19 protein-coding genes are annotated in these 20,347 nt (G+C 54.4%); 7 read left to right on the forward strand and 12 right to left on the reverse strand.

The genetic code is table 11. The features are described from left to right. The first annotated feature begins 122 nt into the window (after positions 1-122). The gene (locus SGBXF1_RS22340) at positions 123-2,036 is read left to right on the forward strand and encodes an ABC transporter ATP-binding protein (RefSeq protein ID WP_037424951.1); all 1,914 of its coding nucleotides are present in this window, start codon (positions 123-125) and stop codon (positions 2,034-2,036) included. A gap of 11 nt (positions 2,037-2,047) precedes the next feature. Here the strand turns inward: SGBXF1_RS22340 and tauD are convergent, their stop codons facing one another. The 6 genes from tauD to SGBXF1_RS22370 form a co-directional block, all read right to left on the reverse strand. Beyond that, the gene (gene tauD / locus SGBXF1_RS22345; protein ID WP_037424953.1) at positions 2,048-2,896 is read right to left on the reverse strand and encodes a taurine dioxygenase; all 849 of its coding nucleotides are present in this window, start codon (positions 2,894-2,896) and stop codon (positions 2,048-2,050) included. Then, positions 2,893-3,729: a taurine ABC transporter permease TauC gene (gene tauC, locus SGBXF1_RS22350; protein WP_130382245.1), complete on the reverse strand. Its 837-nt coding sequence runs from the start codon at positions 3,727-3,729 to the stop codon at positions 2,893-2,895. The genes tauD and tauC overlap by 4 nt, the downstream gene beginning before the upstream one ends. Continuing rightward, entirely contained in the window at positions 3,726-4,493 is a 768-nt protein-coding gene (tauB, locus tag SGBXF1_RS22355; protein WP_061808489.1) for a taurine ABC transporter ATP-binding subunit, read from the reverse strand. Before tauB ends, tauC begins: the two co-directional genes overlap by 4 nt. A gap of 9 nt (positions 4,494-4,502) precedes the next feature. Next, on the reverse strand, positions 4,503-5,498 hold the full coding sequence (gene tauA / locus SGBXF1_RS22360; protein ID WP_186427560.1) for a taurine ABC transporter substrate-binding protein: 996 nt from the start codon (positions 5,496-5,498) through the stop codon (positions 4,503-4,505). A 124-nt stretch (positions 5,499-5,622) separates the two neighbouring features. Next, positions 5,623-6,405: a PhzF family phenazine biosynthesis protein gene (locus tag SGBXF1_RS22365; protein WP_186427561.1), complete on the reverse strand. Its 783-nt coding sequence runs from the start codon at positions 6,403-6,405 to the stop codon at positions 5,623-5,625. Positions 6,406-6,415: 10 nt separating this feature from the next. After that, on the reverse strand, positions 6,416-7,018 hold the full coding sequence (locus SGBXF1_RS22370; protein WP_061808491.1) for a LysE family translocator: 603 nt from the start codon (positions 7,016-7,018) through the stop codon (positions 6,416-6,418). A gap of 242 nt (positions 7,019-7,260) precedes the next feature. On the opposite strand from SGBXF1_RS22370, the gene SGBXF1_RS22375 reads away from it, so the two are divergent. The 3 genes from SGBXF1_RS22375 to SGBXF1_RS22385 all read left to right on the forward strand — a co-directional run bounded on the left by SGBXF1_RS22375 (position 7,261) and on the right by SGBXF1_RS22385 (position 9,491). Next, the gene (locus SGBXF1_RS22375) at positions 7,261-8,241 is read left to right on the forward strand and encodes a hydrolase (RefSeq protein WP_130382251.1); all 981 of its coding nucleotides are present in this window, start codon (positions 7,261-7,263) and stop codon (positions 8,239-8,241) included. Beyond that, the gene (locus SGBXF1_RS22380; protein ID WP_012147255.1) at positions 8,238-8,471 is read left to right on the forward strand and encodes a YheU family protein; all 234 of its coding nucleotides are present in this window, start codon (positions 8,238-8,240) and stop codon (positions 8,469-8,471) included. The genes SGBXF1_RS22375 and SGBXF1_RS22380 overlap by 4 nt, the downstream gene beginning before the upstream one ends. A 150-nt stretch (positions 8,472-8,621) precedes the next feature. Beyond that, entirely contained in the window at positions 8,622-9,491 is an 870-nt protein-coding gene (locus SGBXF1_RS22385; protein ID WP_037424960.1) for a phosphoribulokinase, read from the forward strand. 37 nt (positions 9,492-9,528) lie between these two features. On the opposite strand, the gene SGBXF1_RS22390 is transcribed toward SGBXF1_RS22385, so the two are convergent. Both SGBXF1_RS22390 and SGBXF1_RS22395 read right to left on the reverse strand, forming a co-directional pair. Continuing rightward, on the reverse strand, positions 9,529-10,707 hold the full coding sequence (locus SGBXF1_RS22390) for an amidohydrolase (protein ID WP_037424962.1): 1,179 nt from the start codon (positions 10,705-10,707) through the stop codon (positions 9,529-9,531). A 5-nt stretch (positions 10,708-10,712) separates the two neighbouring features. Continuing rightward, positions 10,713-11,903 (reverse strand): MFS transporter, encoded by a 1,191-nt coding sequence (locus tag SGBXF1_RS22395; protein ID WP_037424964.1) that lies wholly within the window; start codon positions 11,901-11,903, stop codon positions 10,713-10,715. Between the two features lie 195 nt (positions 11,904-12,098). On the opposite strand from SGBXF1_RS22395, the gene SGBXF1_RS22400 reads away from it, so the two are divergent. Continuing rightward, on the forward strand, positions 12,099-13,007 hold the full coding sequence (locus tag SGBXF1_RS22400) for a LysR substrate-binding domain-containing protein (protein WP_061808495.1): 909 nt from the start codon (positions 12,099-12,101) through the stop codon (positions 13,005-13,007). 2 nt (positions 13,008-13,009) lie between these two features. On the opposite strand, the gene SGBXF1_RS22405 is transcribed toward SGBXF1_RS22400, so the two are convergent. After that, a complete protein-coding gene (locus SGBXF1_RS22405) occupies positions 13,010-13,417 on the reverse strand; it encodes an OsmC family protein (protein ID WP_037424968.1) in 408 nt (135 codons plus the stop codon). Positions 13,418-13,796: 379 nt separating this feature from the next. Between SGBXF1_RS22405 and crp the strand changes: the two genes are divergently transcribed. Both crp and SGBXF1_RS22415 read left to right on the forward strand, forming a co-directional pair. Continuing rightward, a complete protein-coding gene (crp, locus tag SGBXF1_RS22410; protein ID WP_004718520.1) occupies positions 13,797-14,429 on the forward strand; it encodes a cAMP-activated global transcriptional regulator CRP in 633 nt (210 codons plus the stop codon). A gap of 54 nt (positions 14,430-14,483) precedes the next feature. Beyond that, positions 14,484-16,559, forward strand: coding sequence for a YccS/YhfK family putative transporter (locus tag SGBXF1_RS22415; RefSeq protein ID WP_037425001.1), 2,076 nt, complete (start codon positions 14,484-14,486; stop codon positions 16,557-16,559). A gap of 37 nt (positions 16,560-16,596) precedes the next feature. On the opposite strand, the gene argD is transcribed toward SGBXF1_RS22415, so the two are convergent. The 3 genes from argD to SGBXF1_RS22430 all read right to left on the reverse strand — a co-directional run bounded on the left by argD (position 16,597) and on the right by SGBXF1_RS22430 (position 20,153). Beyond that, positions 16,597-17,814 (reverse strand): bifunctional acetylornithine/succinyldiaminopimelate transaminase, encoded by a 1,218-nt coding sequence (gene argD / locus SGBXF1_RS22420; RefSeq protein WP_238320992.1) that lies wholly within the window; start codon positions 17,812-17,814, stop codon positions 16,597-16,599. A 131-nt stretch (positions 17,815-17,945) separates the two neighbouring features. Further along, positions 17,946-18,521 carry an aminodeoxychorismate synthase component II gene (locus SGBXF1_RS22425; RefSeq protein WP_186427562.1) on the reverse strand — a complete coding sequence of 192 codons (576 nt, stop codon included), beginning with the start codon at positions 18,519-18,521 and terminating at the stop codon, positions 17,946-17,948. Positions 18,522-18,626: 105 nt separating this feature from the next. Then, positions 18,627-20,153, reverse strand: a complete 1,527-nt coding sequence (locus tag SGBXF1_RS22430) for a helicase HerA-like domain-containing protein (protein WP_037424974.1) — start codon at positions 20,151-20,153, stop codon at positions 18,627-18,629. Positions 20,154-20,347: the final 194 nt, after the last annotated feature.

A 20,347-nucleotide genomic window follows, 5' to 3' on the forward strand; every position in this document is an offset into this window, starting at 1 on the left:
AAAGCGTCGTCAGAGTAGCGGTTTTCCGTTACCATGCTCCGCAAAGACTAATAATAGGACAGTCTGTGTCCTGTTAACTTAGAATCAACTCAATTTAACATACTCTGAACATACGGCGCTTTATGATTGTATTCTCCTCGCTACAAATCCGACGCGGCACCCGCGTCCTGTTGGACAACGCCACGGCGACGGTTAATCCAGGTCAGAAGGTCGGTCTGGTGGGAAAAAACGGTTGCGGAAAATCAACGCTGCTGTCATTGCTGAAAGGCGAAATGGCCGCAGACGGCGGCAGCTACACTTTCCCAAGCAACTGGGCTTTAGCCTGGGTGAATCAGGAAACACCGGCGCTGGATGTGCCGGCACTTGAGTATGTGATCGACGGCGACCGCGAATTCCGCCAGCTTGAAGCCGAATTGCAGGTAGCAAACGATAAAAACGACGGCCACGCCATCGCCACACTGCATGGTAAACTGGACGCTCTCGACGCCTGGACGATCCGTTCACGCGCCGCCAGCCTGCTGCACGGCCTGGGCTTCTCCAACGAACAGTTGCTCAATCCGGTACGCGCCTTCTCGGGTGGCTGGCGTATGCGTCTGAACCTGGCACAAGCGTTGGTCTGTCGCTCAGACCTGCTGCTACTTGACGAACCCACCAACCACCTGGATTTGGACGCAGTGATCTGGCTGGAACGCTGGTTGAAAAGCTACCCAGGCACGCTGGTGCTGATTTCGCATGACCGCGACTTCCTCGATCCGATCGTCGATAAAATTCTGCATATCGAACAAGAAACCATTAACGAATATACCGGTAACTACTCCTCGTTCGAACGTCAACGTTCAACCAAACTGGCACAGCAGCAGGCGCTGTACCAGAACCAACAGGAGAAAGTGGCGCACCTGCAAAGCTACATTGATCGCTTCCGCGCGCAGGCCACCAAGGCCAAGCAGGCACAAAGCCGTATCAAAATGCTTGAACGCATGGAGCTGATCGCACCGGCCCACGTCGATAACCCCTTTAGCTTCAGCTTCCGCCAGCCGGAAAGCCTGCCGAACCCGCTGCTACGCATGGAGAAGGTCAGCGCTGGTTATGGCGACAAGGTGATCCTGAACTCGATCAAGCTGAACCTGGTGCCCGGCTCACGTATCGGTCTACTGGGCCGTAATGGCGCCGGTAAATCCACGCTGATCAAAATGCTCGCCGGTTCGCTGGAGCCGCTGAGCGGTGAGATTGGTTTGGCGAAAGGCATCAAGCTGGGTTACTTCGCGCAGCATCAGTTGGAGTTCTTGCGCGCCGACGAATCCCCGCTGCAGCATCTGAGTCGCATCGCCCCGCGGGTACTGGAACAGCAGTTACGTGACTATCTGGGCGGCTTCGGCTTCCAGGGCGATAAGGTCACCGAAGCCACTGAGCGTTTCTCCGGTGGTGAGAAGGCGCGACTGGTACTGGCATTGATTGTCTGGCAGCGCCCTAACCTGCTGCTGCTCGACGAACCGACCAACCATCTGGATCTGGACATGCGTCAGGCACTGACCGAAGCGCTGATCGACTTTGAGGGTGCCTTGGTGGTGGTCTCGCACGATCGTCATTTGTTGCGCTCCACCACTGACGATCTCTATCTGGTGCACGATGGTCAGGTGGAAGTATTCGACGGCGACTTAGACGACTATCAGCAATGGCTGGCTGACCTGCAACGCCAGGAAAACCAACAGGACGCACCGGACAAAGAAAACAACACCAACAGCGCGCAGGCCCGTAAAGATCAGAAACGCCGGGAAGCCGAGTTCCGTAGCCAGACTCAGCCGCTGCGCAAGCAGATCACCAAGCTGGAACAGCAGATGGAGAAACTGGGCGCCGAACTGGCGGCGGTGGAAGAAAAGCTGGCGGACTCCGCACTGTACGACATCAGCCGTAAAGCTGAGCTGACTGAATGCCTGCAAAAACAAAGCCAGACCAAATCCGCACTGGAAGAAACGGAAATGACCTGGCTGGATGCACAGGAGCAGTTAGAGCAGTTCACCAACGAGTTCGACCTGTAAGGCCTCTGTCCCTAAGCCTTGTAGAAAGGTTTATCCCCCAGAATAGTCGCACGGTGCATAATGCGCCGCTGCGGCAGATAATCCGCGTTGGCGTAATGCTGCGTCACGCGGTTATCCCAGATGGCAATGTCATTCTCCTGCCAGCGCCAGCGCACCTGAAATTCCGGCTTGGTAATATGAGCAAACAGGAAATTCAACAGTGCATCACTTTCCTTCGGTGCCAGATCGACAATCCGTGTAGTAAACCCTTCATTGACGAACAGTGCCTGCCGGCCGCTGACCGGATGCGTACGCACCACAGGATGCAACAATGGCGGATTTTTCTGTACCGCCAACTGCCAGCGCTGATGTTCTTCCTGGCTGCCGCGATGCTTATGTTCCGGGAATGACTTGGTGAAATCATGCTCCGCCTTCAACCCAGCCAACAGCTGTTTGAAGGACTCAGAAAGCGCTTCATAAGCCGCAATGCCGCTGGCCCACAACGTATCACCACCGGTAGAAGGCAGTGTTTTCGCCGCCAGAATCGCCCCCAGCGGCGGGTTTTCGATAAAGGTCACGTCGGTATGCCAGTTATCGTTGTCCGGCGGATTATTGTCATGGGTATCCAGCACGATAATCTCTTTCACATCGGCGGCCTGCGGATAGACCGGGTGGATGTGCAGATCACCGAAGCGACCCGCTAAATTACGCTGCTGTAACGGTGTAATTGGCTGATTACGTAAGAACAGCACTTGGTGTTTTAGCAGCGCATGGTAAAGCTGCTCGAATTGGCCGTCACCGAGCGGTCTTGCCAGCTCAACGTTTTCCACCAGCGCACCGATATAGGGTCCCAATGGGACGATATTCAAACGTTCGTTCATTGTTGTACTCCATGCCACGGGGTCAATCGGCGCTGTAAGGCTCGCAGCCCCAGCTCCAACCCGAATGCAATAACCGCAATTACGCCAATGCCAGCCAGCACCACATCGGTAGCCAGAAACTCACCGGCGGATTGCACCATAAATCCGAGGCCGCGGGTGGCGGCAATCAGCTCCGCGGCCACCAGGGTCGACCAACCGACTCCCAACCCAATACGGATGCCAGTCAAAATCTCAGGCAACGCACTCGGCAGCACAACAAAACGCAGCACCTGCCAGCGATTGGCGCCCAAGGCTCGGGCAGCTCGTACACGGACCTGAGCAACACTGCGCACACCGGCTACGGCCGCCAGTGTCACCGGAGCGAAAATTGCCAAGTAAATCAGCAGTATTTTTGAGGTCTCACCGATGCCGAACCAAATCACCATCAGCGGTAAATAGGCCAATGGCGGCACCGGGCGATAAATTTCAATCAGCGGATCGAGAATGCCACGCACCGTGTCATTCAATCCCATCGCGATCCCCACCGGGACACCGATAATCACTGCCGCCAACAGCGCCACCAAAATACGTCCCAGGCTGGCGGCCAAGTGTTGCCACAGCGTGGCATCCATAAAGCCTTGCGGGCTGGCGATGGTAATCAGTTGATGCAGCACCTGCTGCGGTGCCGGCAGGAATAACGGGCTGATCAGGTTAAGTGCCGTGACGCCCCACCAGACTGCCAAGACCACCAACAAGGTGGCACTGCTTAGCCAGACATTACGCGGTACGCTAAATCGACGCGGCACAACAACCTGCGGCTGAGCAACCTCTTTGAGAGCGGAATGCAGACTCATAGCAAGGCCTCGCGCTGTTGGAAGACTTTGCCCAGCACATATTCGCGCTGCGCGATAAATTCAGGGTCGGACTTAATCGAACGGCAGGGCTCTCCGTCGGCATAACGTTGGCCAAAGTTAAGCGTCAGGCGTTCCACCACCTGCCCCGGTCCCGGTGACAGCAACAGCAGTTCACTGGCCAGAAATACCGCTTCTTCAATGTCGTGGGTGATCAGCAGCACCTGCTTGCCGGTATCACGCCAAATGGTCAACAGCAGTTCCTGCATTTGCTCGCGGGTAAAGGCATCCAGCGCACCAAACGGCTCATCCAGCAACAACAGGCGCGGATCGGCAGCCAGTGCGCGGGCAATCCCTACCCGCTGACGCATACCACCGGAAAGCTGCCAGATAAAATGCTGTTCGTAACCCGCCAATCCGACACGTTGCAACATCTCTTGCGCCACCTGACGTCGCTGCTGTTTGCCGACACCGGCCAGTTGCAGGCCAAACTCCACGTTATCCACCACGTTCCGCCACGGCAGTAAACCCTCATGCTGGAACACCACGCCCCGCTCGGCTCCGGGGCCGCTAACGGTCGTTCCATCAAGCGTGATGCTGCCAGCTGAAGGCTCAATAAACCCGGCGATCAAATTCAGCAGAGTGGTTTTGCCACAGCCCGAAGGCCCGAGCACTACCACCAGTTGCCCGGCTGCAATCTGGAAAGAGACATCGCGCAGCGCAGGGCGCCCCTGATACTCTGCTGAAAGGTGATTAACGTTTAGCATTCTGCTCCCTTACGACTGCGGCGCAGCCTGCACCTGTTTCACAAAACGATCGGTGACGTAGGCACTGTAATCGCTGTCGACCTGCGGAATTTTGCCTTGTTGCTTAAGGAATTCCGCAGTATCGCGGATGGCCTTGTCTACCGGCTGACCCAACTGGGTGATCTGCTCCGCTACCGGCAGATAGGTATTCCCCTTCACCAGTATCGGTATCTGTTCTTCCGGCACACCACTCAGGCGGGACAGCGTGCTGAGATTCCCTTTGTCCTTCAGCCACTGATCCGGCTGTGCCAGATACGCTTTTTGCGCATTCAGCGCGCTGGCGGCAAAAGCGGTCACCACTTCCGGGTGTTTTTCGGCAAAGTCTTTACGCACCACCCAGACATCAAGGGTTGGAACTCCCCATTGTCCGACCTGGGCGGAATCGGTCAGTACCTTGCCCTGCTTGGCTAATTCATTAACTACCGGTGCCCAGACGTAGGCCCCATCAATATCACCACGCTGCCAGGCGGCGGCAATGGCCGGCGGTTGCAGATTAAGAATTTTGACCTGTTCAGGCTTGATACCCCAATGCTTCAGCGAGGCCAGCAGGCTGTAGTGAGTCGTTGAGATAAAGGGCACGGCGATACGCTTGCCGATCAAATCCTGCGGGCTTTTGATTTCTTTCTTCACCACCAGGGCTTCGGAACTGCCAAGTTGTGAGGCGATCAGGAACACTTCGATAGGGAGTTTTTGGCTGGCGGCTACCGCCAGTGGACTGGAGCCGATATTACCGATCTGCACGTCGCCGGAGGCCAACGCACGCAGCACGCTGGATCCGCTGTCAAATTTGCGCCAGTCAACGGTAGCATCGGACTGTTTGGCGAAGCTATTTTCCGCCTGCGCCACCTTGGCAGGCTCTGCCGACGTTTGGTAGGCCACGGTCACGTCCACCGCATAGGCGCTGGCTGCGCTGAGTGACAACACCAAAAGTGCCGCGCTGCGTAATGAAAAGAATTTGCTCGCCATGGTCCGCTCCGATGATAAAAGTCTGTTCAGTTGCTGACAGTTTTATCTGAGCGGTGACGAGCTATAAAAGAATAAAAAAAACTTCGTTATTACCCTGGGGAATATTAATGTCAGAAAATGCCCATCACGCCAACAACTCCCCACGCAGGAAGACATGAGCATAACCACCAATCAGGGTGCGGTCCCCCTTCAGCTCACAGAATAACTCCCCACCACGCACTGAAATTTGCCGTGCCCGCAATTGATGGCGCCCCAGACGGGCGGTCCAGTACGGCATCAACGTGCAGTGAGCAGAGCCGGTTACCGGGTCTTCACCGCCGTCGAGGGTGAAGTAACGGGAGACAAAGTCCACCATTTCCCCTGGTGCACTGACGATCACCGCGCGGCCGGTCAGCGCAATTAATGCCGGGATATCTGGCTGTATTGCCCGTACCTGCGTTTCATTTTCCAGCACGACCAACAGCGCATTGGCCTGCCACACTTCTTGCGGATGGATTCCCAACAGAGCTGCCAGCCCAGCAGGTTCTTCGATCTTCTGCGGTGGCCGAGACGGGAAGTCCAGGACCAAACGCTCTCCATCCTCGACGTCGCGTTTAACGTACAAGTCGCCACTCGCCGAGCGGAACCGAATGTCCTGCAATGCCGGGTTCACCGCACTGAACATGACATGCGCCGCAGCTAACGTGCCATGGCCACAGAGATCGACCTCACGTTGAGGCGTGAACCAGCGGATAGCCGACATATCGCCATCGTCCCAGACAAAGCTGGTTTCCGGCAGGCTCAGCTCATTGGCGATAGCCTGCATCTCGGCGGTCGACAACGGATGCTTCAGCAGGCAAACACCGGCTGGATTGCCACGGAACCCTTCGCCGGTGAAGGCTGCAACGTGAAAGTAATTTTCTGCCATCTGCAATTCCTTAATGCCAGATGAGTAACACACAGGCCGCGGTCAACAGCCCCATAGAAACATTAAAGATGATCCAGGCCTTTTTGCTGCGCAACAGACGGCCAATCACCGTGCCAAATCCCAGCCAAATCACACCAGCGACGATGTTCACCACGAAAATGCCCAGTGAGATTGCCAGAATCGACGTATTGTACTTATCGCCCGCCAGGCTGAAGCTTGCCACCGCCCCCAGTGCCATTAACCAAGCCTTAGGGTTAAGGAACTGTAGCAGCCAACCTTGATACAACCGTATTGGTTTGGGCGGCGCCACGTCGGTTTCCAGCTTTTCATAAGCGGCGGTAGCCACTTTCCATGCCAGCCAAAGCAGGTACAGGCTACCGAGAATTTTCAGCACCAGATGGAGCGCCGGATAAACCAGAATCAGGCTGCCGACGCCGAACGCCACCAGCAGCAAAATGCTTTGCATGCCGAGCATGATGCCAATCATCAACAGCAATGAACGCATAAAACCAAAGTTGGCGCCGGAAGTCGTCAGTAACATATTGTTTGGGCCAGGAGTGATCGCAGCAACCCACAAGAAGCCTAACATCGAAAGAAATAAACTCGGTTCCATGAGGCGGGTGCTCCTCACCCGGGTGATTTTTTGCAATATACCCGTCATACTTCAGTTGCATCTTTGTGAACGGTATTCATTCACCCAGTCACTGGCTTTAGTCAGTTTTCGGGGGATTCATTCTATTGCCGTCGCGATGCCACTCGATTTATCCCGGGTATTTGATTGTAAATACGTAGTAGTGAAGCTAACAGCGCACTATTAATCTCACAATAGCCGCCAATAAGATTTTTACTCAGGTTATGCATGAATCCTTTCGCCCTTTGACCGGGGCCAGTAATCCACATTTACAGACGCTACTGCCACGCTTGGTACGCCGCCGTGTGCAGCTAAAACCACACTGGCAACGACTGGAATTGCCCGACGGTGACTTTATCGACCTCGCCTGGAGCGAAGATCCAGCCCAGGCTACCGGTAAGCCACGCGTGGTACTGTTCCACGGGCTGGAAGGTAACTTCTACAGCCCCTATGCCCACGGTCAGCTCAGTGCCTGGCGTGAAAAAGGGTGGCTCGGCGTGGTGATGCATTTTCGCGGCTGCAGCGGTGTCCCAAACCGTAAGTCGCGTATTTATCATTCCGGCGAAACGGAGGATGCACGCTTCTTCCTACAGTGGTTACGTACCACCTACGGAGAAGTGCCAACCGCCGCAGTGGGCGTCTCGCTCGGCGGCAATATGTTGGCCTGCTATCTGGCCCAGCAAGGGGACAATAGTCTGCTGCATGCCGCCGTAGTGGTATCTGCACCGTTGATGTTGGAACCTTGCTCATGGCGGATGGATCAAGGATTTTCACGGGTTTATCAGCGATACCTGCTAGGGCAATTGAAACAAAATGCCACCCGCAAATTATTGCACTACCCTGACACTCTACCGCTCAAACTGACGCAGCTTAATGCATTGCGTCGGATCCGTGACTTTGACGATGCCATCACATCACGCATCCACGGTTTCAGCGACGCCACTGATTATTACCGTCGTTGCAGTGCCTTGCCGCTGTTGCCGGCAATCCAAACACCGTTGCTGATCATCCATGCCAAAGACGACCCCTTTATGACCGCCGAAGTGATCCCCGACGTCGCCAGCCTGCCACACAATATTGAATACCAGTTGACCGAGTTTGGCGGCCACGTCGGCTTTGTCGGCGGCACGTTGAACAAACCCCATATGTGGCTGGAATACCGTATTCCATCCTGGCTTGCCCCTTATTTGGAAACAACCACGTGATTATCCCCTGGAAAGAACTGGAAACTGAGACCCTTAACAGCCTGATCGAGTCCTTCGTGCTGCGAGAAGGGACTGACTATGGTGAGCACGAGCGCTCGCTGGAACAAAAAGTGGAAGATGTCCGCCGTCAGCTGAAAAATGGTGAGGTGTTGCTGGTGTGGTCAGAACTGCATGAGACCATCAACATCATGCCGCGCGGCCAGTTCCGCGCCGGACAAGAAGAAATTTAGTGCTTATCGGTTCTATGACTGGCGGAAAAAATCAGGTAACAATGAGGGATTGCAAACCAACGCGCAGTATTTTGCCCTTGGCGAAAGGGTGTCAAACAGACCAATAATGATATCTGACACCAGCGCATTCAACACGGAGTGACCAGCATTATGTCCGCCAAACATCCCGTTATCGCAGTGACCGGTTCTAGTGGCGCCGGCACCACCACAACCAGCGTGGCGTTCCGTAAGATCTTTCAGCAGCTCAATATCCGCGCCGCTGAGCTGGAAGGTGACAGTTTCCATCGCTATACCCGACCGGAAATGGACGCTGCAATCCGTAAAGCACGCGATCTTGGCCGTCACATCAGCTATTTCGGCCCCGAGGCCAATGACTTTGGCCTGCTGCAACAAAGCTTTAGCGAGTACGGTACCAACGGCACCGGCCGCTCACGCAAGTATCTGCATACCTACGATGAAGCTGTACCCTATAACCAGGTTCCCGGTACCTTTACCCCTTGGGAGCCATTACCAGCACCGACCGACGTGTTGTTTTATGAAGGGTTGCACGGCGGCGTAGTGACCGAACACAACGACGTGGCAAAACATGTCGATTTGCTGGTTGGTGTAGTACCTATTGTTAATCTAGAGTGGATCCAAAAGCTGATCCGCGATACCGGTGAACGCGGCCACTCCCGTGAAGCGGTGATGGACTCAGTGGTGCGTTCGATGGAGGACTACATCAACTACATCACGCCGCAGTTCTCACGTACCCATATCAACTTCCAGCGGGTACCCACGGTCGACACGTCCAATCCGTTTGCCGCCAAGGCGATCCCTTCGCTGGATGAGAGTTTTGTGGTGATCCACTTCCGCGGCCTGGATCAAATCGATTTCCCTTATCTGTTAGCGATGCTGCAGGGATCTTTTATCTCACACATCAATACGCTTGTTGTACCGGGCGGCAAGATGGGGCTGGCGATGGAGCTGATCATGGCGCCATTGGTGCAGCAACTGCTGGAAGGCAAAAAAATCGAATAACAACAGATGGGCGCGGCGAAACACCGCGCCCATCGTCTTATTGCATTAACAGGTGGCGAATAAAGCCGACATGCAGTTTCACCCCAATCTGCAATGCTGCTTCGTCCAGTTTGAAGCGAGGGTTATGGACACTGTAGGTTGCGCCGATCGTTTCGTTACCACTGCCGATAAACAAGAAGCATCCCGGCACTTTCTCTTGGTAAGACGAGAAATCCTCGCTACCGAACATCGCTGACCCCATTTCCCTCAACGCCTGCGTGCCCACAACGGCAGCAATCACATCACGGGCGATACCACAGGCATCTGGGTGGTTATTGCCAATGGTGTAGCCCTTCGTCCACTCCAGCTTATATTCCGCACCATGTGCCTGACAGACGCCTGCCAATGTTTGCTCCATCAGCTTTGGTACCCTGGCTCTTACGTCGCGGCTGTGCGTCCGTAAGGTTCCCGCCAATCGCGCACTGTCGGGGATAACGTTGTAGCTGTCGCCCGCCTGAAAGGTAGCCACTGTCAATACTGGCGCATTCAGCGGATCCAGTTTACGCGCGACTATCTGCTGTAAGGCAGTAACCACCTCGGCCCCAATAGTCACGGGATCGATGCATAAGTGCGGCATCGACCCGTGCCCGCCCTTGCCCTGCAGCACAATGTCAAAGTTGTCGCTCGAGGCACTGAACACGCCCTGTTTGATCGCCACTTCGCCGGTAGGGAAGTTTGGCATGACATGCAGGCCAAAAATCATCTCCACGCCGTCCAACACGCCGAGTTCAACCAGCTGTTGCGCGCCACCCGGTGGCACCTCCTCGGCGTGCTGGAAGATAAACCGTACCGACCCCTTGATCTGAGCCTGTAAGCGGCACAGCACGCTGGCAGCCCCCAGCAGCATTGCACTGTGCGCATCGTGGCCACATGCATGCATTACCCCAGGTCGGGTCGAACAGAAGGCTTCATCACTCACCTCCTGAATAGGCAGCGCATCAATGTCCGCACGCAACGCGTAACATGGCCCCGGCGCAGCACCTTGCAGCTCAGCGACCACACTGTTCGGTGTCGGTCTGGTGATCGTCAATGGGCCAAAGGTCGCCAACTCACCGGCGATATACTCTGCGGTATTCGTTTCCTGAAAAGACAGCTCGGGATAAGCATGTAGGTGTCGACGCCAGCGTACGACATCTCGTTCAACCTCGGCCAACAGCGTTTCAATATTCATGTTCATTCTCCTTAATTCAGTGCCGACTGGCGTGCTTTACCCGCCAACGGCAAGATCACCAATCCGGAAACCACCATCGCCATAGCCAAAAATATAAATGTGCTCATATAGCCATTGCTGATGGTGATCAGATATCCCATGACAACAGGAGCGACAAAACCACCCAATGTGCCCCCTGTGTTGATTAGCCCCATGGCGGCACCTATCACATCAACCGGCAGCCGTTTCATCGGCAACGTGAACACCGTGACAAACGACGCCATCAGGAAGACATAACCGAGGAACAGGAACAGGCTGGCGGCCAGCGCTGACCCGCTGGTAAATACCAGCCAGATACACAGCGCACTGAGCAGTGAACAAATGCAAATAACCAGCGGCTCACGCCCTTCCAAATAACGCCCCACCAGCCAACCGGTTGCCAGAGAGGAGATCCAGATCCCCAGCCCGCCCGCAGCCACCACCATGCTGGAAAGGCCAAGCGACATACCGCGCTGTTGCACCAGGAATTTTGGCAACCACGCCATTAGCCCGTAGGAGGGAATATTGATGCAGAAAATCGCCAAGAACAGCAGCAACACGATGGGGCTTTTCAGTAACGTGCGATAATTACTCCCCGTCGACCCGGGCTGTTTTGGCTCTGCCTGAGGCGGATTTGGTACCAGCCACAAAATACAGGCAGCGATCATAAAGGCCAGCATGCCAAGCATAGAAAACGAACCGCGCCAGCCGATATGTTCGAGACAATAAACGGCCACAAGAGGCCCGGCAGTCATTGCCAACCCTGCGGAAGACAACAAAATAGACTGCGCGAACGTGCGCTGCTCAAGAGGGAAATTGGCCACGACCGCTTTGGCGCATGAACTTGGATATCCAGAATGACCAATACCAGACAGGAAACGGAAGGTCACCAGCAGGCCCAGACCGAACCCCAGCAGGCCGAAACATAGTGCAAAGCCCCCCAGTAAAAACAGAGAACTGCACAGCACTTTCTTAAAGCCAAAACGATCGCAGAGCCAACCCGCCGGTATCTGGAACAATGAATACGCCAGGAAGAACATCCCTGTGATATAGCCCAGTTGCTCTGCCTGCAAATTAAACTCTCGTTCAATAGGCAACAGCGCAAAACCCATAACACTCTTGTCGATGTAAACCACTACATAACCCACAAACAGCAAAAAAATCATTAGCGAACGATTTTTCATAGCTGATATTCCTTTAAGTTATCGCCCCAGTGTATGCCCGACAGAATGGGCACGCGGTAATAGTGTGCGCTTCGTCACTTTATAGTTTTAATAACAACCAATTAAGTCATACATGGCGAAATTATAGGCTTTACGCAGGCGGCGTAAGATGCAATCTTTTAAGCGGTGATGCTTTTTACTGATAGGGGGGGATGAGTGCGCTATTTACCTAAGTTGCAGCAGTTAAAGGTATTCCAACAGGTCATCCGCAGCGGCAGCATCCGTGGTGCGGCTCGCGCCCTGGGGCAATCCCAACCCGCAGTGAGCCGTAGCATCCGCGAACTGGAGCAAACGTTGGAAACCCAGTTAATTCTGCGCAGTAGCCAAGGGATGACGTTAACCGCAACCGGCCGTGCTTTTTCGCTGCGGATGCAGCTTATCCTGGAGGAATTGCAGCGCGCTTCCGATGAGATCCAGCAACTCAATCAACATTCACAGGGTAGCGTCGCCATCGGCTGCTCTTCGTTACTGGCACTTACGGTACTGCCAGGGCTGGTAGATGCGTTCAAATGTCAGTTCCCGCAAGCCAACCTGATAATCCGCGAAGCGCAGCTATCTACTCTGTTGCCGGCCTTGCGTGAGGGGAGACTGGATTTCGTCGTCGGCACTGTTAGCCCAGGACTTCCGCTGGAAGAAATGTGTCATGAGCCGTTATTCAACGCGCCATTTTGCATTATCGCACGTGATGGGCACCCGCTGGCGCAGGCAACGTCGCTGGATGATTTGCGGCAAGCCAAGTGGCTGCTGCCGGAAACCGACATGGGGTATTATCATCAATTACAGTCAGTACTCGGAAACTTTTATCAACAGTTGACCCATGCGCCGATTCGTTCGGATTCTGTAGTCTGTGGACTGAACATGGTGTTGGAAACGGACTGTTTGACTATCGTGGCGCGGGCGATGAGCAACCCATTCTCTTTGCGGGGAAAATTGGCAATCCTGCCTATCGACACTTTGCCACAGGCGCAATATGGCGTGCTGTATTCGCAAAAATCGCCGCTGACAGTGACGGCGCGGCGATTTCTCGATTTATTACGTACCCATTGCCAACGCTACAGCTGGTAGGGTCAGGCTACGTCGCGGATCTCGAAGCTGTGAGTCACACTGGCGGCCTTACTCAGCATCAATGACACCGAGCAGTATTTCTCTGCCGAGAGGTTCACCGCCCGCTCAACGACTTTGTCACTCAGATCCTTACCGGTCACGATAAAATGCAGGTTGATATGGGTGAACAAACGCGGTGCTTCTTCACGTCGTTCAGAAGTCAGCTTGACCTCGCAGTCGCGCACATCATTACGCCCTTTTTGCAAGATCGACACCACATCGATAGCACTGCACCCCCCCACCGACATCAGCACCATTTCCATCGGGCTAGGCGCTTTATCGCCCGCATTGCCGTCCATCAATACCTGATGGCCAGACGCGGACTCACCCAGAAACGTTAACCCTTCCACCCACTTAACTCTTGCCTGCATGCTGGTCACTCCGGTTAATTTCTTAAAATCAGGGTACGCTTTCGCATAGAAACTGGCAACGGAACCTGATGCTAATCATGCTGAAGCGAGACAACACAAGACACCCGCCTCACTCTGTGCTACAAACAGAGCCGCAATAAATCTTTCCGGGACACTGATTTCAGGGAAACTCCCAGGGAAAGGCTCCTTTACCGGTATGTTAACAGAATGTAGCTTGCAGCTCTCCCGGCAAGTTAATATGCTAGAGCGACAGCGTATATTTATGACACGCCTCAAAATCTGCTGATAGCCACCATTAAAACAACGGCGACAACAGGTTTTACAGGGAACTCTGACCCCTGTGACACAAGGCAGCGATAACAACAGAGGATAACAGCGAATGGTTCTCGGCAAACCGCAAACAGACCCTACTCTCGAATGGTTCCTGTCTCATTGCCATATCCACAAATATCCATCCAAAAGTACGCTGATTCACCAAGGTGAAAAGGCCGAAACGCTTTACTACATCGTTAAAGGCTCCGTCGCGGTGCTGATTAAGGATGAAGAAGGTAAAGAGATGATTTTGTCCTACCTTAACCAGGGGGATTTCATCGGCGAGCTTGGATTATTTGAAGAAGGTCAGGAGCGTAGCGCCTGGGTTAGGGCGAAAACCGCCTGTGAAGTGGCTGAAATTTCCTACAAGAAATTCCGCCAGCTAATTCAGGTCAACCCAGACATCCTGATGCGCCTGTCAGCCCAGATGGCAAACCGTCTGCAGATAACGTCTGAGAAAGTGGGTAACCTCGCCTTCCTCGACGTTACAGGCCGTATCGCGCAAACACTGCTGAACCTGGCAAAACAACCTGATGCCATGACCCATCCTGATGGTATGCAGATTAAAATTACTCGCCAGGAAATTGGCCAGATCGTCGGTTGTTCACGTGAAACCGTTGGCCGTATTCTGAAAATGCTGGAAGATCAAAACCTGATCTCCGCGCACGGCAAAACTATTGTCGTTTACGGCACGCGTTAATCACTGAAAAAACGGCGCGATGTTTCGCGCCGTTTTTTTATGCCCCAAGTCATCATGTGGCGCCGACTGATTTACCACCCGGAAGTCAATTACGCACTGCGGCAAACGCTGGTGCTGTGCCTGCCAGTGCTACTCGGCCTGTTGATCGGCCAACTGCAATACGGACTGTTATTTTCTCTGGTTCCTGCCTGCTGTAATATTGCCGGGCTGGATACCCCTCACAAACGCTTCTTCAAACGCCTGATCGTCGGTGGTTCGCTATTTGCACTCAGCAGCCTGCTATTGCAGCAAGCATTGCTGTGGCACCTGCCGTTGCCGGTACTGATGCTCGGCCTGGCGCTGCTCCTCGGCGTAAGCGGTGAAATCAGCCCGTTACATGCCCGCCTGCTACCCGCCTCGCTGGTTGCTGCCATCTTTTCTCTCAGCATGGCCGGTACAGTTCCGCTTTGGCACGCACCGTTGCTATACGTCGTGGGCACAGCCTGGTACGGCCTGTTTACCTGGTTTTGGTTCACGCTGTGGAAAGAGCAACCGATGCGCGAGTCGCTCAATCAGCTCTATCTGGAACTGGCAGATTACTTTGAAGCCAAATATTCGCTGCTGACCCAACATACCGATCCACAGACCGCGTTACCGCCCCTGTTGGTGCGCCAGCAAAAAGTGATGGATCTAATCACCCTGCTGTATCAGCAGCTTAACTTTCTACCGCACGCCAGTAACCTCGAGCAAAAGCGCCTGCAGCGTACTTTTCAGGTCGCACTGGATTTGCAGGAACACATTACCGTCAGCCTGCATCTACCGGAAGAAGTGCAAAAACTGGTGGAACAGAGCCAAGCCGAAGCGATCATCCGCCGTAATGCACAGGTGATTGCCGGCCGCCTGCGCACGGTGGCGCACGATATTCTTTATCACCAGCATTCTCAGCGCTTCAATATGGACAATGAACTGGCGGCACTAGAAAAAGTGGCGACGCAGCACCCAGACAACCCGGTTGGGCAGTTCTGTTACTACCATTTCAGTCGCATCGCCCGTCTGCTGCGCACCCAGCACCCACTTTACCGTCGCGATTTGATGGCCAATCAAAACCGCCTGCCTTTCTGGCCCGCCTTGGTCAGCTATCTGTCATTCAAATCCAACGCCCTGCGCAATGCGGCGCGATTGGGTGTCACACTTGCTGCGGGCAGTAGCCTCGGGATGGTTTTCAACCTGCCTAAACCTTACTGGATCCTGTTGACCATCATGCTGGTGAGCCAGAACGGCTATAACGCCACCCGGGTACGTATCCAGCACCGTGCACTCGGTACTTTGGTCGGGCTGGTGATCGCTGCTGGCCTGCTGCAATTGCAGCTGCCTGAGGCAGAAACGCTCAGCGTGATGTTGGTGATCACTCTGCTCGCCTACTTGGTCTCGCGTAAAAACTACGGGCTGGCGGTGATTGGCTTTACGGTGACAGCGGTCTACACCTTGCAATTACTGGCGCTAAACGGCACCCATTTCTTGGTACCGCGCCTGATCGATACCTTGATTGGGTGTGTGCTGGTGTTCGGTAGCACCATCTGGTTGTGGCCGCAGTGGCAAAGCGGCTTGCTGCGTAAAAACGCCCACCAGGCGCTGGAGAACGATCAACAGGCATTGCGTTTGCTGCTGGAAGAGCAAGAACCCGACCCCAGTGCACTGGCCTATGCCCGTATGCAGGTCAATCAGGCGCACAATGCGCTTTTCACCTCATTGAATCAGGCGATGCAGGAACCGGGATTTGAATCGAGCTATCTGGCGGATATGCGCCTGTGGGTGACACACAGCCAGTTTATTGTCGAACACCTTAATGCGATGACTATTCTGGCGCGCGAGCACTATATGCTGACGCCAAAACTGGCGGAGGAATATCTGCAATCTTGTGAGATTGCGCTGCAAAGCTGTCAGCAACGGCTGGAGTACGACGGGCCAAGCAGTGGCAACAGCATTATGCAGCCGCCGGATTTGCACCCTGATATGCCGGTGACCGAAATGGAACGCCACCTGCGGCGTATTTTGTCGCACCTGAGCGTCATGCATACCATCTCGTCATTGGCCTGGAGCCAACGCCCACATCATGGCATTTGGCTGAAGCGTAAACTCCGCGATCAATAAGGGCGCCGTATGGCGCCCCCGTTATCAAGACAACGCATTAAGCGTTAATCACATCCTGCACGGCCAACTCAAACAATGCCATACCGTCATCGATGTCCTGAGTTTCCACAACCAGTGAAGGGGCAAAGCGAATGACATTTGGCCCTGCGTTAAGAATCATCAGCCCACGAGCGGCAGCAGCAGTCAGGAAGTCGCGCGCCTTGCCGTGGTATTGCGGAGTCAGCTCAGCGCCAATCAGCAAGCCCATGCCACGGATGTCACTGAAGATACCGTACTTCTCGCCAATCTTCTTTAATGCCTGCACGTAAAAACCATGGCGCAGTTCAATGCCACTCAGTACTTCTGGCGTATTGATCACGTCCAGCGCTGCTTCTGCCACAGCACAGGCTAGCGGGTTGCCACCGTAGGTGGTGCCATGAGTACCCACCTGCATTACCGAAGCAATGTCTTCGGTGGTCAACATGGCGCTGACAGGGAAACCACCACCGAGTGCTTTGGCTGTGGTAAGAATGTCCGGCGTTACACCATAATGCATGTAAGCGAACAGCTTACCGCTACGCCCCATACCACTTTGTACTTCATCGAATACCAGTAGCGCCTGGTGCTTATCGCAGAGTTCACGCACACCTTTGAGGAATTCGGCATTTACCGGGGTAATACCGCCCTCACCCTGAATCGGCTCCATCACTACCGCACAGGTGTGATCATCCATTATGGCTTTTACTGCGGCCAGATCGTTGAACGGCACGTGCACGATATCCGCAGGTTTCGGCCCAAAGCCGTCAGAATACTTGGCCTGCCCACCCACCGAGACGGTGAATAGCGTGCGACCGTGGAAAGCGTTATAAAACGCGATGATTTTGGTTTTATACGGACTGTGGCGGGTAATGGCGTAATGGCGCGCCAGCTTGAAGGCCGCTTCGTTGGCTTCTGCACCGGAGTTGGCGAAAAACACCCGGTCGGCAAAGGTGGCGTTGATCAACTTGGTGGCCAGACGCAGCGCTGGCTCGTTAGTAAAAACGTTGCTGGTATGCCACAGGGTTTCGCCCTGCTGTTTCAGCGCCTCGACCAAAGCCGGGTGACAGTGCCCTAACGCCGTCACCGCAATGCCGCCAGAGAAATCGATATACTCTTTCCCCTGCTGGTCCCACACGCGGCTGCCTTTGCCCCTGACCGGAACAAACTGCGCGGGTGCATAAACAGGCAGGATAACCTGGTCAAAGGTACTGCGGTTAACTGCGGATTTTTCGGTCATTATGGGGCCCACCCTAAATGTGACTCAGTCTTTTGGTTGCGATTGAGTGAAAATATAATCACAAAATATGCATAAAAAACCAATAAAGGGCAAACGCAAATCGTCTTCGCGGTTAAAAAAAACCTAACCGGTTAACTTTTAAGGAAATTATCCAGCAGCTGGTGGCCCTGCTCGCTAAGGATACTCTCCGGGTGGAACTGCACCCCTTCCAGCGCCAGTTGGCGGTGGCGGATCCCCATAATTTCATCGCGTACGCCGTCGCGCTCGCTCCAGGCCGTCACGTCAAAACAGTCCGGCAAAGTAGCAGCCTCAAGCACCAACGAGTGGTAGCGCGTCACGGTCAAAGGATTGTTCAGCCCGTGAAAAACACCGCTGTCGAAATGGCGGATCGCCGAGGTTTTACCATGCATGACTTCACGTGCACGCACCACCTTAGCCCCAAAGACCTGCCCCAGCGCCTGATGGCCCAGACAAACACCGAGGATCGGCAATTTACCGGCAAAATGACGGATGGCATCCAGCGAGATGCCGGCTTCGTTCGGGGTACAAGGACCGGGGGAGATCACTAAACGCTGCGGCGCCAGCCGTTCAATATCGGTCAGTTGCAGCTCATCATTGCGCTTTACCAACACCTCGGCGCCCAATTCGCAGAAGTACTGGTAAAGGTTATAGGTAAAAGAGTCGTAGTTATCGATCAACAGCAGCATAGTGTTTCCAACGGACATCATCGTAGGGAGCGAATATCTTGCCCCGATTTACACGGGCGCAGTATACAACGCCCCTACAATACCGCCGCTACCGATAATTTCAGCTTACTTTTTGCGGCCACCCATAATCGAGCCCAGCACGCCACGCAGGATCTGGCGGCCAAGGTCACGTGCCATGCTCTTGGCGGCGGTCTGGACGACACCGTCACGCTTACCGCCACGCGGGCCGGTAGAACCAAACAGAATTTCGTTCAATCCGCCCATCAAGCCACCGCCCGCCTGCTGTTGTGCCTGAGGTTGTGGTGCTGGCTGGCCTGCTTGCGGCGTGCCAACGGTAGAAAAACCCTGAGCTGACAGTTTTTCATAGGCAGACTCACGGTCAACCATATCTTCGTAACGCCCATACAGCGGCGACTTATTGATCGCACTGTTCAGCCCTTCCGCCCCCAGCATGCCCATCTTGGATTCCGGCGCGATCACCATCGCCCGTTCCACCACATTAGGACGCCCTTTTTCATCGAGGAAAGAGACCAACGCCTCGCCCACGCCCAGTTCGGTGATCGCCGTTTCGGCATCGAAGGCCGGATTGGCACGCATGGTTTGTGCCGCAGCCTTCACCGCCTTCTGGTCACGCGGCGTAAAAGCACGTAACGCATGCTGTACGCGATTACCTAACTGCCCCAGCACGCTGTCCGGGATATCCAGTGGGTTCTGGGTCACAAAGTAGATGCCGACGCCTTTGGAGCGGATCAGGCGCACCACCTGCTCGATTTTGGTCAGCAATGCCGCCGGCGCATCGTTGAACAACAGATGCGCTTCATCGAAGAAGAACACCAGCTTCGGCTGTTCCGGGTCGCCCACCTCCGGCAGGTGTTCGAATAGCTCAGCCAAGAGCCACAGCAGGAAAACCGAATACAGTTTCGGCTGATTAATCAGCTTATCAGCCGCCAGCAGATTGATAACACCATGCCCATTGGCGTCGGTTTTCATCAGGTCATTGATATCCAGCATCGGCTCGCCGAAGAACATATTGGCGCCCTGTTCCTCCAGCGTCAGCAAACCGCGCTGGATAGCGCCCACCGAAGCCGAAGAAATATTGCCGTATTGGGTCTGGAACTGTTTGGCGTTGTCACCCACGTACTGCACCATGGCGCGCAGATCTTTCATATCCAGCAACAACAACGCATTATCATCGGCAATTTTGAACACCAACTGCAAAACACCGCTTTGTACGTCATTCAAATCTAACAAACGGCCCAGCAGCAATGGCCCCAAGTCTGAAACGGTCGCGCGGATTGGGTGGCCCTTCTCGCCATAGATGTCCCATGGAATGATGGTGCAAGCTTGCGGCTGCCAGTCAGTGACACCTATGGCCGCCAAACGCGCCTGCAATTTCTCCGAGGGCACGGCTTCAGTGCCAATCCCTGAGAGATCGCCCTTCACGTCCGACAAAAATACCGGCACGCCAATGCGCGAAAACTGTTCAGCCATTTTTTGCAGCGTCACGGTTTTACCCGTCCCGGTTGCTCCGGTGATCAGGCCATGGCGGTTCGCCAACGCGGGCAAAATAACCAAATCCTGTACCGGCTTACCGTCTTTCATCGCTTTGGCAATAATCCGTGCTTCACTCATTTTCTTTTCCTTGGACGCTCTGACACGGCGCAAAAAGCGCCTGTTGATGTCAATAAAGCTATAAGCGCGACGTAACCCCGTCAAGGACAAACAAAAATGGAGCTACCAACCGGCTCGCGGGAGAATGAATTTAGGATTCCGCTTAAGACTGGGTTAGATTGACCACGAACGACTTGAACAATAAAACAGCAGAT

Origin of the sequence: Serratia grimesii (assembly GCF_900186025.1) — a bacterium.
Lineage (GTDB): Bacteria > Pseudomonadota > Gammaproteobacteria > Enterobacterales > Enterobacteriaceae > Serratia > Serratia grimesii.

Excerpts from the sequence above, each read along its gene's own strand:
- argD (WP_238320992.1), bottom strand. The coding sequence starts at position 17,814 with ATGACCGAAAAATCCGCAGTTAACCGCAGTACCTTTGACCAGGTTATC.
- SGBXF1_RS22390 (WP_037424962.1), bottom strand. The coding sequence starts at position 10,707 with ATGAACATGAATATTGAAACGCTGTTGGCCGAGGTTGAACGAGATGTC.
- SGBXF1_RS22415 (WP_037425001.1), top strand. The coding sequence starts at position 14,484 with ATGTGGCGCCGACTGATTTACCACCCGGAAGTCAATTACGCACTGCGG.
- SGBXF1_RS22425 (WP_186427562.1), bottom strand. The coding sequence starts at position 18,521 with ATGCTGCTGTTGATCGATAACTACGACTCTTTTACCTATAACCTTTAC.
- SGBXF1_RS22375 (WP_130382251.1), top strand. The coding sequence starts at position 7,261 with ATGCATGAATCCTTTCGCCCTTTGACCGGGGCCAGTAATCCACATTTA.
- tauA (WP_186427560.1), bottom strand. The coding sequence starts at position 5,498 with ATGGCGAGCAAATTCTTTTCATTACGCAGCGCGGCACTTTTGGTGTTG.
- tauC (WP_130382245.1), bottom strand. The coding sequence starts at position 3,729 with ATGAGTCTGCATTCCGCTCTCAAAGAGGTTGCTCAGCCGCAGGTTGTT.
- SGBXF1_RS22395 (WP_037424964.1), bottom strand. The coding sequence starts at position 11,903 with ATGAAAAATCGTTCGCTAATGATTTTTTTGCTGTTTGTGGGTTATGTA.
- SGBXF1_RS22370 (WP_061808491.1), bottom strand. The coding sequence starts at position 7,018 with ATGGAACCGAGTTTATTTCTTTCGATGTTAGGCTTCTTGTGGGTTGCT.
- tauB (WP_061808489.1), bottom strand. The coding sequence starts at position 4,493 with ATGCTAAACGTTAATCACCTTTCAGCAGAGTATCAGGGGCGCCCTGCG.
- crp (WP_004718520.1), top strand. The coding sequence starts at position 13,797 with ATGGTTCTCGGCAAACCGCAAACAGACCCTACTCTCGAATGGTTCCTG.
- tauD (WP_037424953.1), bottom strand. The coding sequence starts at position 2,896 with ATGAACGAACGTTTGAATATCGTCCCATTGGGACCCTATATCGGTGCG.
- SGBXF1_RS22340 (WP_037424951.1), top strand. The coding sequence starts at position 123 with ATGATTGTATTCTCCTCGCTACAAATCCGACGCGGCACCCGCGTCCTG.
- SGBXF1_RS22430 (WP_037424974.1), bottom strand. The coding sequence starts at position 20,153 with ATGAGTGAAGCACGGATTATTGCCAAAGCGATGAAAGACGGTAAGCCG.
- SGBXF1_RS22365 (WP_186427561.1), bottom strand. The coding sequence starts at position 6,405 with ATGGCAGAAAATTACTTTCACGTTGCAGCCTTCACCGGCGAAGGGTTC.
- SGBXF1_RS22385 (WP_037424960.1), top strand. The coding sequence starts at position 8,622 with ATGTCCGCCAAACATCCCGTTATCGCAGTGACCGGTTCTAGTGGCGCC.
- SGBXF1_RS22405 (WP_037424968.1), bottom strand. The coding sequence starts at position 13,417 with ATGCAGGCAAGAGTTAAGTGGGTGGAAGGGTTAACGTTTCTGGGTGAG.